The organism is Sphingomonas sp. Root720 (genome assembly GCF_001428605.1).
Taxonomy (GTDB): domain Bacteria; phylum Pseudomonadota; class Alphaproteobacteria; order Sphingomonadales; family Sphingomonadaceae; genus Rhizorhabdus.
Genome location: NZ_LMID01000013.1, coordinates 153,781 through 167,907 on the forward strand (window position 1 = coordinate 153,781; position 14,127 = coordinate 167,907).

The 14,127-nt window shown below is 66.8% G+C and carries 12 protein-coding genes; 5 read left to right on the forward strand and 7 right to left on the reverse strand.

Features of this window, described 5'->3' with window-relative positions:
• Nucleotides 1–24 precede the first annotated feature (24 nt).
• From ASE22_RS18140 to ASE22_RS18150, 3 genes are all read right to left on the reverse strand, one after another.
• A complete protein-coding gene (locus tag ASE22_RS18140) occupies nucleotides 25–1,269 on the reverse strand; it encodes a nitrate/nitrite transporter (RefSeq protein ID WP_056363002.1) in 1,245 nt (414 codons plus the stop codon).
• Nucleotides 1,270–1,463: 194 nt separating this feature from the next.
• The gene (locus ASE22_RS18145; protein ID WP_056363006.1) at nucleotides 1,464–2,681 is read right to left on the reverse strand and encodes a CmpA/NrtA family ABC transporter substrate-binding protein; all 1,218 of its coding nucleotides are present in this window, start codon (nucleotides 2,679–2,681) and stop codon (nucleotides 1,464–1,466) included.
• Nucleotides 2,678–3,259 carry an ANTAR domain-containing response regulator gene (locus ASE22_RS18150; protein ID WP_056363009.1) on the reverse strand — a complete coding sequence of 194 codons (582 nt, stop codon included), beginning with the start codon at nucleotides 3,257–3,259 and terminating at the stop codon, nucleotides 2,678–2,680. The genes ASE22_RS18145 and ASE22_RS18150 overlap by 4 nt, the downstream gene beginning before the upstream one ends.
• A gap of 160 nt (nucleotides 3,260–3,419) precedes the next feature.
• On the opposite strand from ASE22_RS18150, the gene ASE22_RS18155 reads away from it, so the two are divergent.
• On the forward strand, nucleotides 3,420–4,244 hold the full coding sequence (locus ASE22_RS18155) for an aldolase (protein WP_200933087.1): 825 nt from the start codon (nucleotides 3,420–3,422) through the stop codon (nucleotides 4,242–4,244).
• 137 nt (nucleotides 4,245–4,381) lie between these two features.
• On the opposite strand, the gene ASE22_RS18160 is transcribed toward ASE22_RS18155, so the two are convergent.
• Entirely contained in the window at nucleotides 4,382–6,592 is a 2,211-nt protein-coding gene (locus ASE22_RS18160) for a TonB-dependent receptor (protein WP_056363012.1), read from the reverse strand.
• Between the two features lie 236 nt (nucleotides 6,593–6,828).
• Here ASE22_RS18160 and ASE22_RS18165 point away from each other — a divergent pair, with 236 nt between their 5' ends.
• Nucleotides 6,829–7,923, forward strand: coding sequence for a helix-turn-helix transcriptional regulator (locus ASE22_RS18165; RefSeq protein ID WP_056364077.1), 1,095 nt, complete (start codon nucleotides 6,829–6,831; stop codon nucleotides 7,921–7,923).
• 12 nt (nucleotides 7,924–7,935) lie between these two features.
• Here ASE22_RS18165 and ASE22_RS18170 read toward each other — a convergent pair whose 3' ends face one another.
• Both ASE22_RS18170 and ASE22_RS18175 read right to left on the reverse strand, forming a co-directional pair.
• A complete protein-coding gene (locus ASE22_RS18170) occupies nucleotides 7,936–9,552 on the reverse strand; it encodes a long-chain-fatty-acid--CoA ligase (protein WP_056364083.1) in 1,617 nt (538 codons plus the stop codon).
• Between the two features lie 144 nt (nucleotides 9,553–9,696).
• Complete coding sequence (locus ASE22_RS18175; protein WP_056363015.1) at nucleotides 9,697–10,176, reverse strand: cupin domain-containing protein; 480 nt, start codon at nucleotides 10,174–10,176, stop codon at nucleotides 9,697–9,699.
• A 187-nt stretch (nucleotides 10,177–10,363) separates the two neighbouring features.
• Between ASE22_RS18175 and ASE22_RS18180 the strand changes: the two genes are divergently transcribed.
• The 3 genes from ASE22_RS18180 to ASE22_RS18190 are packed head-to-tail and all read left to right on the forward strand — an operon-like array spanning nucleotide 10,364 to nucleotide 12,471.
• The gene (locus ASE22_RS18180) at nucleotides 10,364–11,149 is read left to right on the forward strand and encodes an SDR family NAD(P)-dependent oxidoreductase (protein WP_056363018.1); all 786 of its coding nucleotides are present in this window, start codon (nucleotides 10,364–10,366) and stop codon (nucleotides 11,147–11,149) included.
• 2 nt (nucleotides 11,150–11,151) lie between these two features.
• The gene (locus ASE22_RS18185) at nucleotides 11,152–11,907 is read left to right on the forward strand and encodes an SDR family oxidoreductase (protein ID WP_056363021.1); all 756 of its coding nucleotides are present in this window, start codon (nucleotides 11,152–11,154) and stop codon (nucleotides 11,905–11,907) included.
• A 12-nt stretch (nucleotides 11,908–11,919) separates the two neighbouring features.
• Nucleotides 11,920–12,471, forward strand: coding sequence for a VOC family protein (locus ASE22_RS18190; protein WP_056363022.1), 552 nt, complete (start codon nucleotides 11,920–11,922; stop codon nucleotides 12,469–12,471).
• Between the two features lie 149 nt (nucleotides 12,472–12,620).
• On the opposite strand, the gene ASE22_RS18195 is transcribed toward ASE22_RS18190, so the two are convergent.
• The gene (locus ASE22_RS18195) at nucleotides 12,621–13,922 is read right to left on the reverse strand and encodes an Hsp70 family protein (protein WP_056363025.1); all 1,302 of its coding nucleotides are present in this window, start codon (nucleotides 13,920–13,922) and stop codon (nucleotides 12,621–12,623) included.
• Nucleotides 13,923–14,127 lie beyond the last annotated feature (205 nt).

Below are 14,127 nucleotides of genomic sequence, written 5' to 3' on the forward strand. Positions count from 1 at the left end.
TCCCTGACGGCGCCCGATCGCCTGTCAGATACGGACGCCGTTCCGGGCGGCGGCCCAATCGCTGCGCCAGCGCCGCTTGACTCGGGCAAGCACCGTGAAGGCGAGCAGCGACAGCCCGGCAAAGATCAGGAAGCCGGGCTGATAGCTGCCGCTGAGCTGCCGGGCGAAGCCGAGCGACGAGGAGAGGTAGAAGCCCCCGACGCCCCCCGCCATGCCGACCAGGCCCGTCATTACCCCGATCTCGGCCTGGAAGCGCTGCGGCACGAGCTGGAACACCGCGCCGTTGCCGGTGCCGAGTGCGAGCATCGCGACGACGAAGGTGGCGAGCGCCGCGCCGACGCTATGCGCGGCGCTGACGCCGGCGAGCGCCGCCGCCGCGACGAGATAGACGATCGACAGCGCCTTCACCCCGCCGATCCGATCGGCCAGTGCGCCGCCGAGCGGGCGGACCAGCGATCCGGCGAAGACGCAGGCCGCGGTGCAATAGCCGGCCGTCACGCTGGTCAGCCCGAACTGGTCGGTGAAGTAGATCGGCAACGACGCCGCCAGCCCGACGAAACCGCCAAAGGTGACGCTGTAGAACAGCATGAGCCACCACGCGTCGGCGGTCCTGAGCGGCTCGAGATAGGCGGCGAGCTTCTTCGGCGCGGGCGTGCCCGGCGCATCCTTCGCCATCAGCATATAGGCGATGAAGACGATGGTCAGCGGAATGCAGGCGAGGCCCAGCACCGCATTCCAGCCGAACAGCTTCGCCAGACCCGGCGCGAACAGCGCCGCCAGCACCGTGCCGGAATTGCCCATGCCGGCCAGCCCCATCGCCTTGCCCTGATGCCGGGGCGGATACCAGCGGCTCGCGAGCGGCAGCGCGATCGCGAAACTGGCGCCCGCAAAGCCGAGCACGACGCCCAGCGCCAGCGTGCCAGCGAAGCTGGTGACGCCCGCCATCCAGGCCGTGAACAGGCCGGCTATGACGATGACCTGGCTGATAGCGCCCGAGCGTTTCGGGCCTATCCGATCGACCAGCAGACCATTGACCACCCGCAGGATCGCTCCGGCGAGGGTCGGTGTCGCGACCATCAGCCCCTTTTGCGCGGGGGTCAGGGCGAGCGACGCTGCGATGTCGGGACCAAGCGGGCCGAGCAGCACCCAGACCATGAAGGCCAGGTCGAAATAGAGGAACGCCGCGATCAGCGTCGGCTTGTGCCCGGCGCTCCAGAATGTGTCGCCCTTGGCCGGGCTGCCCTGATCTTCCCAATATGCCGTAGCCATCCGCTACCCCCGTCAGCTTGTGGAAAAACGAAAAAAGCCGCCTCCGGTAACCCCATGACGGGGACCGGACAGCGGCTTTGCTGATATTTGCCGGAAGCCTGTCCCGTCGTTGGGAACGGCTTCCTCTGGGCGCGCATCATCGCGCGACTCGCTAACACTCCGCTATCGGGCGTCTCTTCGCAAGTGCAAAAAACTTACCGGGCGAGGTCGGCCAGATAGGTCTCCATATTCTGGGGATCGAACACCCGCCCGTCGAAGAAGCGGTCGGGGCCGAGGGTCAGGGTTACGCCGTGCGTGCCGACCCCGGTCGGAATGTCGATTGCGCCTTCGACCTTCATGCTGGCGCCGGGCATCGGCAACCCACTGGTCGCCAGCGCGCGTCGATAAACGTCGGAGCGGAAAACGTCGGCGGCGCGGCGCTCGTCCGCCTCACTCGCGGCGATCATCCCCCAGCGCACGAACTGCGAATAGATCCACAGCGCCTGGCTCCGCCATGGGAAGTTCGCTGCCTCGCGGGCGAAGATCAGGAAATCGCCGATCTCTACGCGCGGCGTGTCACGGCGCAACGCCATCCGACCGTCGAGCGCGGGCAGGATCAGCGATCCAGGCCGACCGACATAGGCGGACGCCTCCAGCAAGCCGGCGAGTTCGGCATGATGGGCGGGATCGTCGCACCAGGCGGCGGCCCGCGCGACCGCGAGGACCAACCGGTCGACGGTGCCGGCGTTCGCCTCCATCCAGTCGGTGCGCAACGCCAGCACCTTCTCCACGCCGCGCTGCCAGATGCGCGAACCGACCGCGACGATCTCCCCCAGCCCGGCGTCGACCGCGACGCTGCCCCACGGCTCCCCCGCGGTGAAGCCGTCGATCTCGCCCGACCGCATCGCCTCGACCATCAGCGAGGGCGGCAGCACGCGCAGCGCCAGGTCGCGGTCGGGATCGACTCCGGCGAAGCCGAGCCAGTAGCGCAGCATCAGCGCGTGGCTCGAATAGCGATGGACCACGCCGATCACCGGCTTGCGCCGGTGCAGCCCGATCGCGGTGGCGAAGTCATATGCGGTGCCGACCGGATCGGCGATCCGCTTGGCCGGATCGGGATCCAGCGCGGCGGCGAACTCGTTCGACATCGCCAGGGCGCTGCCGTTGAGGTTGAGCTTGAGCGGTGCAGACAACGCCGCCGGATGTTGGCTGAGGCCCAGGGTCACCGCGATCGCGAGCGGCGCCAGCATGTGCGCCGCCTGCACCTGCCCATAGACGAGCATGTCGCGCAGGGTAGCCCAGGAGGTGGCCTTGTGCAGCGCGAGGTCGATGCCGGCCTCCGCCGCGAAACCCTTCTCGCGCGCGGCGATCAGCGGCGCGCTGTCGGTCAGCGGCAGGAAGGCGACGGCGACCGGCGCCAGGGACGAGGTCATTCCATTCCTCCCAGCAGGCTATGTGCCGTGATCAGCGCGTCGGCGACCTCGACGATGCGGCGGCCCTGGTTCATCGCCGTCGTGCGCAGCAGCGCATAGGCATCGGGCTCGGCCAAGTTGCGGCTTTTCATCAGCAGCGCCTTCGCGCGGTCGATCGTCTTGCGGTCGGCCAGTGCGGTGCGCGCCTCGTCGAGTTCGGTCTGCATCCTGGCGAAGGCGTTGAAGCGCCGGATCGCCAGCTCCAGGATGGGCTTCACCCGGTCCTTGCGCAGCCCGTCGACGACATAGGCGGAAACGCCGGCATCGATCGCCGCGCCGATCATCTGGTCGTCGGACTGGTCGACGAACATCGCGATCGGCCGGGCCAGCGCGCGGCTGACCACCAGCATCTCCTCCAGCGTGTCGCGACTCGGATTGCCGAGGTCCATGAGCACGACGTCGGGCGCCATCCGCTCGATCTTGGCAACGAAGGCGCCATGCGGCGGGACGACGTGGATATCGTCATATCCGGCCTCCCGCAGCCCCTCCTCCAGGACCGTGGCGCGCAACCCGCTGTCGTCAACGATGACAATCCGCAACCGCCGCCCCCCGATGTGGATCGCGTGAGACATCTCCTATGATCAGCCTCCTTTCGCATTGCAACATGGCGATCGCATAGCGTCGGACCGATCGCCGGCGCATGTCGGATTTCGCTCGATATCCGCGAACGCTTCCATTAAATGCCTTTTAGGCAACTAGATGTCCACGGAGATTGCGATGACGATCGGCTATGAAGGGCTGCAGGAAGACAATGCCACGGTGATCGAACGCACCTTCGGCGACATGGAGCGGAAGATCGCCGCAGGGGATTTCTCCCTCAAGGAGAAGATCGCGCTCGCCTGCCGCTTCCTCGCCGACGAGGGCCATGCCATGTCGCTCGCCGGGCAGATCAGCGTGCGCAACGACGACGGCAGCTTTTGGACGACGGGCTTCGCGCAGGGCTTCGCCGACACGACCGCGGACAACCTCGTCCGGGTCAATGCCAATCTGGACGTGCTCGAAGGCGACGGCATGGCCAATCCCGGCGCACGCTTCCACAGCTGGATCTACGCCGCGCGTCCCGACCTGCGCGCGATCGTCCACACCCACCCGCCTCATGCCTCGGCGATCGCGATGGCGGGCGAGCGGCTGATCATCAGCCATATGGACATGGCGATGCTCCACGACGAGATCGCCTATCTCGACCGCTGGCCCGGGGTTCCGCTCGCGAATGAGGAGGGCGAGATCATCTCGACCGCGCTGGGCGGGAAGAATGCCATCCTCCTCGTCAATCACGGCGTGCTCGGCGCGGGTGCGACGCTGGAGGAGGCGACCTTCTTCCTGGCCTCGATCGAACATGCCGCACGGATGCAGTTGCTGTGCCGGGGTGCCGGCTACCAGCCGATCGCGGTGGACGACGTTCTCGCCGCCGATGCGAAGGCCTTCATGACCAAGCCCAAGTTCATCCAGGCGACTTTCGACTATTGGTGCCGCCAGACGCTGCGCCGCTACCCCGAGGTGCTGGAAAGCTCGCGGCGCGGTTGAGCCGCATAACCCTCCGCATTCCGGCGGAGGCCCACAGCTGTCCGGGATTTGACGAAACCCCGTACAGCATTGGGCTTTCGCCGGGGCGATGAAGAAAGGGCGCCGACGCTCTCACGTCGGCGCCCCAGGGGATAGCGTCAGAAGCTGTAGCGCGCCTGTACGCCGAACCAGCGTGGGGCGGCATAGGTGCCGTAGGAACCGCCCAGCGGCGGAGCCGAGACATCGAAGGCGAAGGTCTTGCGCGCCTTGTCGAACAGGTTGTTGACGAACCCGGCCAGTTCGAACCCGCTATCGGCCAGCTTCAGCGACAGCCGGGCGTTGGCGAGCCAGCTGCCCTTGATCAGGGTCGCCTGCGCATTGGTGAGTTGGGCGTAGAAGTCGTCGGTGTAGATCGCGTTCATCGTCCCGCTGAGCTGGCCGAAGCCGAGGTCGAAGCGCTTCGTCGCCGCCAGGTTGATCGTATAGTCGGGCGACTGCGGCGCCTTGCGGTCGACCAGCCGGGTGCCGATCGGGATGCCTTTCACATTGGTGTGGAGCAGCGCCAGGCCGGCATCGAACTGGAACCCCATGCCGGGACGCGCCGACAGTTCGAAATCGGCGCCGTAGATCTTCGCGCTGGTGTTGAAGAGCGTGAAGTTGAAGCCGCGCTGGTCGAACGCCTGATAGTCCGAATAATCATAATAATAGGTGGCGCCATTGATGCGCAGGCGGCGGTCGAGGAATTCGAACTTGCCGCCGACCTCATAGGCCATCAGGTCCTCGCCCTTGAAGCGGAAGCCGCTGAGGGGCGCCTGCCCGACGAACCCGGCATTATAGTTGAACGCCTTGTAGCCGCGATTGACGCTGGCATAGACCAGCGCGTCCTCGTTCAGGCGATAGTCGAGCGAGAGGCGGCCGGAGAAGCCGGTTTCGCCATGCTTGTCGGTGGTGACTCCGGCGGCGGCGAGCGTCCCCGGCGCGATGAACGCCGGGCAAAGCGGGCCGGTGCAGACCTCCGAGTAGTAATAGTCCTTTTCGTCGCGGGTGACGCGGAGGCCGGCGGTCAGCTTGAGCCGCTCGGTCAGGTCATATTCGATCTGCCCGAAGCCCGAATAGGACTTGGTATCGACGCTGTAGTCGGCGCGCGGATAGGTGCCGAAGGCCGGCAGGTTGAAGCCCTGGAAATAGTCGCCCTTGATGTTGAGATAATAGAGGCCGGCCGTCCAGCGGAACGCGCCCTCATCCTCGATCAGGCGCACTTCCTGGGTGAAATGCTTGGCCTTCGCATCCTGCTGGAAGATGCCGATGTCGACCGGCGAGAAATCATTGTCGGCCGCATATTCGCTGTCGAGGCTCTGGTAGCTGGTGACCGTCGCCAGCGAAATGCCGCCGCCCAGGTCGAGGTTGATCTTGCCGCCGACGCTCCAGGTTTCGCGGGTGAAGCGGCCGGGGAAGTTGAACGAACCGGTATAGGGATCGCCGTCCGCGTCGACATAGCCGAAGCCGGTGGGCGAGCCGGGCGGCAGCAGCACGCCGAGGCCGTCGGCGTCCTGCGTCGCGCCGGCGATCATCGCGCCGCCGGTCGCCACTGGCCGGATCTTGTACCAGTCGGCGAACAGGTTGACGGTCAGCCGGTCGTTCGGCTCGATCTTCAGCTGGCCGCGCGCGGCGAGCGTGTCGTTGGCGAGGATGTCGGGGCCGATGGCGTTCTTGACATAGCCGTCGGCCTTGTTCTTGAGCACCGCGATGCGCGCCGAGACGCCTTCCGCGAGCGGGCCGCCCACGGCCGCCTCGACCCGGAGCTGGTCATAGCTGCCATAGGTCGCGTCGACATAGCCGTTGAGCTCGTCGGTCGGCTGGTTGGTGACGACGTGGATCAGGCCGCCGGTGGCATTGCGGCCGAACAGCGTGCCCTGCGGCCCCTTCAGCACCTCGACCCGGCTGACGTCGAACAGCTCCTGCACGCTGGTGGCGTTGGAAGGCTGGTAGACCTCGTCGATATAATAAGCGTTGGCGGGCTCGATATGGCCGGCGAAGTCGTTCTGCGACACGCCGCGGATCGAGATGAGGCCGGCGACCGGCGGTCCGCCCGGCGCGGTGAACTGCAGGCCCGGCGTCATCGCCGCCAGGTCGGTCGAGTTGCGCAGGCCCAGTTCCATCAGCCGGTCGCCCCCCAGCGCCGTCACCGCGATGCCGATATCCTGCACATTGGCGGCGCGGCGGGTGGCCGTCACCACGATATCGTCGACGGCATCGACCGACGACGGCGAGCCGCTCTCCTGCGCGAGAGCCGGCACGGACAGGCCCGCGGCCGCCAGCGCGATTCCGCACGCAGCCGAACGGAACGTGCCGATGCTGTTTCTGAACACTCTTGCCTCTCCCCGATGGGCCGGGCCACGACAACAGGCCCGGCGTCTTATTGCAACACAGCCTATCTGCATTGGGGCGGGTGCGCTGCCTATGACGGGAAATACTCAGCCCCGCTCGGGCAATTGCATGGACGGAAGGTCCGCGGAGGCATAGAATGGGCCCATTATCGAAGGGCGGTCCGACGACGAGGGTTGCGCCAGACGACCCGGCCAGGGGAGGACGAGTGGAGACAGCCATGTGGAAGCAGAGTTTCAGCTCCGATCCGTCGGCCAGCCTCTATGAGAAGATCCTGTCCTGCGAGGGGATCGGCAGCATCAACGGCAACATCCTCGAGCCACTGGTCGAGGCGCTCGACGCGACCAGCGCTGTCTTCATTCAGATGTTCGCCTCGCCGCTCGGTGACCGGCATTTCGGCGCCAACAGCTATGTCGGCCACAAGCCGGCATCGGTCAGCGTCTACCTCGACGAGTTCCATAAGCTCGATCCGGTGATGCAACCCGCGATAGATTGGCTCGAAGACCCGAAGCGGCCGCTGCCCAACATGCTGACCGGGTCGTTCAAGCGTAACCTCGAGCAGAACAGCTATTATGGGAACAGCTTCCTGCTGCCCTTCGACATCGGCCATGTCGTCGCCTTCGTCATGCCGATGAACACCGCCTTCGAAACCCAGCTCGCCTGCGTCGGCTTCCACCGCCGCCCCGAGGATCCCGCCTTCCATCCCGACCAGATCGCCTGGTTCCAGCGGCTCGGCCCCGCGCTCCGTTCGGTGCTCTACGTGCTGGCCGCGCAGGAGGCGATCGCGCTGTCGGAGACGATCGCGATGGCGGCAAAGGAAGCGGGCACCGACTTCGGCTTCCTGATCCTCGACGAGGATCTCGTCATCCGCAACGGCAATGCCCGCGGCATGGAGGATATCGGCATCGGCAGCGCCGGCCGGCAAGGCTCCTCATTGCTCGGCGAGATCAAGCAGAAGCTGCTGGGGTGCGACCGGAGCGGGGGCGGCACCATCACCTTCCAATACGACACCCCCAAGCCGATCGAGGTCGAGATCCGCAATTTCGATTCGGCCGACGGGCGGCCGTTCCACCTCGTCGTCACCAGCGGGTCGGGCAAGCGCCACGCGATCGACGATGCCTGCCGCAAATTCGGACTGACCGACCGCGAGGCGGAAGTCGTGTCGCGGATCGCAGCGGGCAAGTGCAACGCCTCGCTCAGCCGGGAACTGGGCATCTCGCTGCGCACCGGCGAGAACCACCTGCGCTCGATCTACCGCAAGGTCGGCGTCGGCAGCCGCACCCAGCTGCTCTCGCGCCTGCTCCAGATCCACTGACCGCCGGCGCCGTCAGCCGACGCCCTCGACGTCGAGGCAATCGGCGTAGCGGGCACGCAGCGCCTTCTTGTCGATCTTGCCGGTCGCGGTCAGCGGCACGGCATCGAACAGGACGCGGTCCGGCATCCACCATCGGGCGATGTGCGGCGCCAGGAAATCCCGGACCGCCTCCGCCGTCACCACCGCGCCGTCGTGCGGCTCGACCACCAGCACCGGCCGCTCTTCCCATTTGGGATGATGGACTCCCACCACCGCCGCGACCCGCACCCCCGCCATGCCGACGACGATATTCTCGATGTCGATCGAGCTGATCCACTCGCCGCCGGACTTGATGACGTCCTTGGCGCGATCGGTAAGCCGCAGGAAGCCGTTGGCGTCGATCGTCGCGATATCGCCGGTGTCGAACCAGCCATCGGCATCGGCGGCATCCTCGTCGGCCCGGAAATAGCGCCGGATCGTCCAGGGGCCGCGCACCTCGAGCCGGCCGGAGCTTTCGCCGTCATGGGGGAGTTCCTCGCCGTCCTCGCCGACGATCCTCAGTTCGACGCCGAACTGCATGCGTCCCTGCCGGGTCCAGATCACCTCGTCGACATGGCCGGCGCCCCGCTCGGCGATCGCCGGGGTCGGGGTGGCGACGACGCCCACGGGATTGAGCTCGGTCATCCCCCAGAGCTGGAGCACCCTGACGCCGTGATCGCGGGCGAAGCGCTCGGCCATCGCGCGCGGCACCGCCGATCCGCCGATGACGATGCGGTCGAGCGTGCCCGTCCCTGCCCCGCTGCGCTGGAGATGGTCGAGATACATCGTCCAGATCGTCGGCACGCCGCAGGTGAAGGTGACGCCTGCCATCTCGACCAGCTCGTGCAGGCTCGCCGCGTCCATCCGGTCGCCCGGCAAGGCGAAGGCGCAGCCGTTGAGCGCCCCCGCGAAGGGCAGCCCCCAGCCGGTCGCATGGTAGAAGCTGCTGCACGGCATGATGCAGTCGAACGCGCCGAGCCCGAAGGCCGAGCCGAGGCTTGCCGCCATCGCGTGCAGAACGGTGGAGCGATGCGAGTAGAGCACACCCTTGGGATGACCTGTCGTGCCCGAGGTGTAGCACAGGAAGGCGGCCCTCCCCTCCTCCAGCAGCGGCCAGTCGAAGCGATCCTCCTCGCGCGCGAGCAGGTCTTCCCAGCATAGTGCGCCGACCGTGCCCGCGATGGTCCGCGCCGCGTCGCTGAACATCACGAAATGGCGGATGCCGGGAAGCAAAGGCACGAGCCGCTCGACCAGATCGGCGAAGCTGCGCTCATAGAACAGCATCGTGCTGCCGGCATGGTCGATCGTATAGGCGATCTGCTCGTCGGTCAGGCGCGGATTCGCGGTGTGCAGCACCGCGCCGATCCCCGGCGCCGCGAACATCAGCTCCATATGGCGGTGACCGTTCCAGCCGAGCGAACTGATCCGATCGCCCGGCCCGACCCCGAAGCGCCGCAACATATGCGCCGCCTGCGCCGACCGTGCGGCCAGCCCGACATAATCGTAACGCCACAGCGGCGCATCGACGACGCGCGACAGGATCGGCCGCGCCGGATGCGCCGCCGCGGCGTGGCGCAGCAATCCGCTGATCAGCAGCGGCCGATCCTGCATCAGCCCGAGCATTTCAGGTCCCTCTTCAACGTCATTCCCGCGGAAGCGGGAATCCATGACGGCGGCATGTCCAGTCAGGAAGCGCTCCGTTTCCGTGAATTCTCGCTTTCGCGGGAATGACGAAGTGAGGGCATTGGTTCACGCTCACCAGTCGGCGGGCTTGTCGATATGGTCCGCCGCCCCGCCGGCCTCCGCCATCTCGTACATCAGCTTGCCGTCGACGATCGCGGCGACGCTGCCGTCGGCATGATAGCCGACGAGTGGCCCGTTGACCGTGGCGAACATCACCATGCCGTCGGGATCGGTGTCGGGGATATGGTTGATCCCGCCCGCCTCGCGCACATACCAGCCCGCCCGGCCGCGATCCTCGCCATAGCCGAAGCCGCCTTCGAGCAATATGCCTTCGACCCCGCCGATATGGCCATGGACCGGTGCTTCGTTGCTGGGACCGACCTTCAGCAGCAGGGTGAAGCCGCCGGTCAGCGGATTGACGTTGAGCAGCTTGAACCAGGTTTCCGGCATGACCCAGTCGAGCCAGGGCAACTGGCCGACATCATAAAAGGCCGGGCGATGCAATTTGGTCTGGGCGATATCGGGGCTGTCGCCCTTGGTGAGCAGCACCATGGTCACGTCTCCTAACAACTCTTGTCGGGCCACAGTGCGTCACATCCCTCAGGCCGGGAAATGACGGGGAATACCTACGCTCCTTCCCGCCGCCGATGTTCGGCCCCCTAAGTGGTTCCCGCTATTTTCCCTTCCCCACCCGCTGCCTAGCCTCCTCGCAGATCAGGAAGAACGAGAGGAAGCGGGCGTGCGCCTGAAGGACAAGGTTGCGATCGTCACCGGCGCGGCGTCGGGTATCGGCAGGGCGACGGCACTGACGTTCGCCCGCGAGGGCGCCAGGGTGGTCGTGGCCGACCTCAACGAGGACGGCGCGTCGGCCACCGCCGCGACGATCGGCGACGCCGCCTTCGCCCTGCGCCTCGATGTCGCGGACGAGGCCGGCTGGGCCGAAGCCACCCGCCGGACGGCCGACCGCTTCGGCCGGCTCGACATCCTCGCCAATGTCGCGGGAATCGGCTTTCCGGGCACGATCCTCGACCTGACGATGGACCAGTGGAACAGGATGATCGCCGTCAACCTGACCGGCGTCATGCTCGGCTGCCAGGCGGCGATCCGTACGATCGCCGCCACCGGGGGCAGCGGCGCGATCGTCAACGTTTCCTCGCTGGCCGGGCTGATCGGCATATCCGACGTCGCCGGCTATTGCGGGTCGAAGGGCGGCGTCACCACGCTCAGCAAGTCGGTCGCGCTGTACTGCGCCGAACAGGGCCTGCCGATCCGTTGCGTGTCGGTCCATCCGACCTATGTCGACAGCGAGATGCTCGATCCCGTCGCCGACGCGGTCGGCGGTCGGCAGGCGATGCTCGAGGCCATGGCCCGCCTGGTGCCGATCGGCCGCATCGCCACACCCCAGGATATCGCCAATGCCATCCTCTTCGCGGCTTCGGACGAAGCTGCGATGATGAGCGGCCATGCGCTGGTCATCGACGGGGCCCAACTGGCGGGTCCCAGCAGCGCGCACACGAAAGGTTGATCATGAGCGGACGGGTTTCGGGCAAGGTCGTCATCGTCACCGGCGCCGCCGCCGGCCTCGGCGCGGCGATCGCACGGCGGCTGGGCGAGGAGGGCGCGACCGTCGTCCGCACCGACATCGCCGACGGGCAGGACGTCGTCGGCCAGGATGTGACCGACGAGACGCAATGGCGGGACCTGATCGCCGATGTCGTCAAGACGCACGGGCGGCTCGACGGCCTCGTCAACAATGCCGGCATCGCCGACGGCAAGGGGCCGCCCGATCCCGAAGGCGCGCTGGCCGAGGACTGGCGCCGGATCTACGCGGTCAATGTCGAGGGGGTGTTCCTCGGTTGCAAATATGCGGTGCCGGCCATCGCCGCGGCGGGCGGCGGCGCGATCGTCAACATGTCGTCGATCGGCGCGCTGGTACCGACCCCCTTCCTGTCGGCCTATGGTGCATCCAAGGCGGCGGTCATGCAGTTCACCCGGTCGGTCGCGCTGCATTGCTGCGAGCATGGCTATGCGATCCGCTGCAATAGCGTCCACCCCGGCCAGGTCCGCACGCCGATGCATCTCGACCTCATCGCCCGCACCGCCGCCGAACTCGGCATCGACGAGGAGCAGGCTGCCGAGGCCTTCCTGTCCAAGGTGCCCATGAAGAAATGGCAGGAAGCCGCCGATATCGCCAACGGCGTGCTGTTCCTGATGTCCGACGAAGCCCGCTTCGTCACCGGCGCCTCGCTGGTGATCGACGGCGGGATGAGCCTCACCAACTAGGATCCCTGTTCCATGGACCAGATTCTCGACTTCGGCCAGCCGATGGGCGGCATCATGCAGGTGGCCTATATCGTCCCCGATATCCGGCAGGCCCTGGAGCAATATCGCCCGCGACTAAAGACCGGGCCCTGGTTCATCATCGACCATTTCCCGCTGTTCGAGGCGCAATATCGCGGCCAGCCGACCGACTTCGACGTCAGCCTCGCCCTCGCCTATTCGGGATCGATGTGCGTCGAGCTGATCCAGCAACACGATATGGAAACGCCGTCGGTCTACACCGACATCTACAAAAAGCGCGGCTGGGGCTTCCACCATTTCGGCATATCCTGCCGCGATTTCGACGCCGACGTCGCCCATTACAAGGCGCAAGGGCATGAAATGGCGCTGTACGGCGTCGCCGGCGTCGGCGCGCGCGCGGCCTATATGGACACCGACGGCGTGCTGCCGGGCATGATCGAGTTGATCGAAATGACCGACAAGACCGAGGGCTTCTTCACGATGATGAAGACCGCGGCCGACGATTGGGACGGCAGCGATCCGGTGCGGGTGCTGAGCCCGGCCTGACCCGGCCAACCTTAATGTATATACATTAATCCCTCCCCGTCATTCCAGCGCAGGCTGGAATCTCCTTGCCCTGATCCGCCCTCGCCATCTCGGCCGGTGGGAAGAAGCGGCATAACGGTGGATCGATGCCGGGATGACCGCGTCGCGGGCTATACCGCCCACTCGGCGATGTCCTCGGACTGGCCGATCAGCGCGAGGCCATGCGCGATCGAGGTGAGTTCGCCGCCCGCCCCTATCCGGTCCTCGCCGAAGCGGCGCGCGAAGATGGCCCGGATCGCGGGGATCAGCGACGACCCGCCGGTGAGGAAGACCCGGTCGATGCCGAGCGCCGCCATCCCCGCCCTGGCCAGGGCCTGGTCGACGGCGGCCTCGATGCGGGCGACGTCCGGGGCGATCCACCCCTCGAAATCGGCGCGGTTCACCTCGGCCTCGATGTCGAGGCCTCCACCCGTGAAGCGGAACGAAGCCCTATCCTCGCTGGACAGCGTCCGCTTGAGCTGGCCTACCGCGTCGTAGAGCGCATAGCCCAGTTCATTCTCGATGACCGCGATCATGCGGTCGATCGCATGCGGTTCGACCGCGCTGCGCCGGAGCTTGCCCAGCTCGTCGAGCGTGCGTCGGTTGCGCATCAGCGCGAGCTTCGACCAGTCCGAGAAATCCGAGAAATAGCCCGCCGGAATCTCCAGTATCTTGTCGAAGGACCGATACAGGCCGCCCTTGCCGAGCAGCGGCAGCACCAGCCGTTCGACGATGCGGGAATCGAAGCGATCGCCGGCGATGCCGACCCCGCTCGAGCTCAGCGGCACGCAGCGCGGACGCGCCTCGGGCTCGGCCACCCTGACGATCGAGAAGTCGCTGGTCCCGCCGCCGAAATCGGCCACCAGCACCGTGGTGGGCTCGGTCAGGCGCGAAGCGAAGCTGAAGGCGGCGCCCAGCGGTTCGTAGACATAATGGACCTCGGCGCCGAAGCCCGCGAACATCCGGTCATACCGTTCGCGCGCGAGCGCCGGGTCGGCGCGGGCGCCGGCATAGTCGACCGGCCGGCCGACGACGATGCGCGCACCGTCGGTATCGAGCCCACTGCCCGCATGGCCCGTCAGCCGCTCCAGGAAGCGCTGCCCGAGTTCCTCGAAGCGGAAGCGCTTGTCGAAGACCGAAGCATGTTCGAACAGCGGGCTCGCGGCGACCGATTTGAACGACTGGATGAACCGGCTGCCCTGCGGATAGTCGAGATATTCGGCGATCGCCCAGGGACCCGCCTCATAGGCAAGTCCCCCGCGCACGCCCTCGTCCTGCCAGAAGCACAGCGCGGAGCGGAACACCGAACCGCTGGCCTGCGCGCCTTCGAACCCGATCAGCTCGGCCGATCCACCGTCCCGCGAAAGCGCCGCCACCGTGTTCGTCGTCCCGAAATCCAGGCCGATCGCCCGGCCGGCGGCATTGGTCTGCATGCGAAGCTCCAGCGGCTGCGGGGTCGGCGCCTATGGCAGCGGAGCGACGGCGCGGCAAGTCGGATCGGCCCGGTTATGAAGGCAATCGCGGAAATGAGGCCAGCGCGCGCGAGCGGGGGATAGGCCCGGAAAGAAGATGGGCCAGCTGCGGCAACCATCTCTCTCCCGCGGCTCCGCGCTTACGTTCGCAATGCGAATAAGTTCC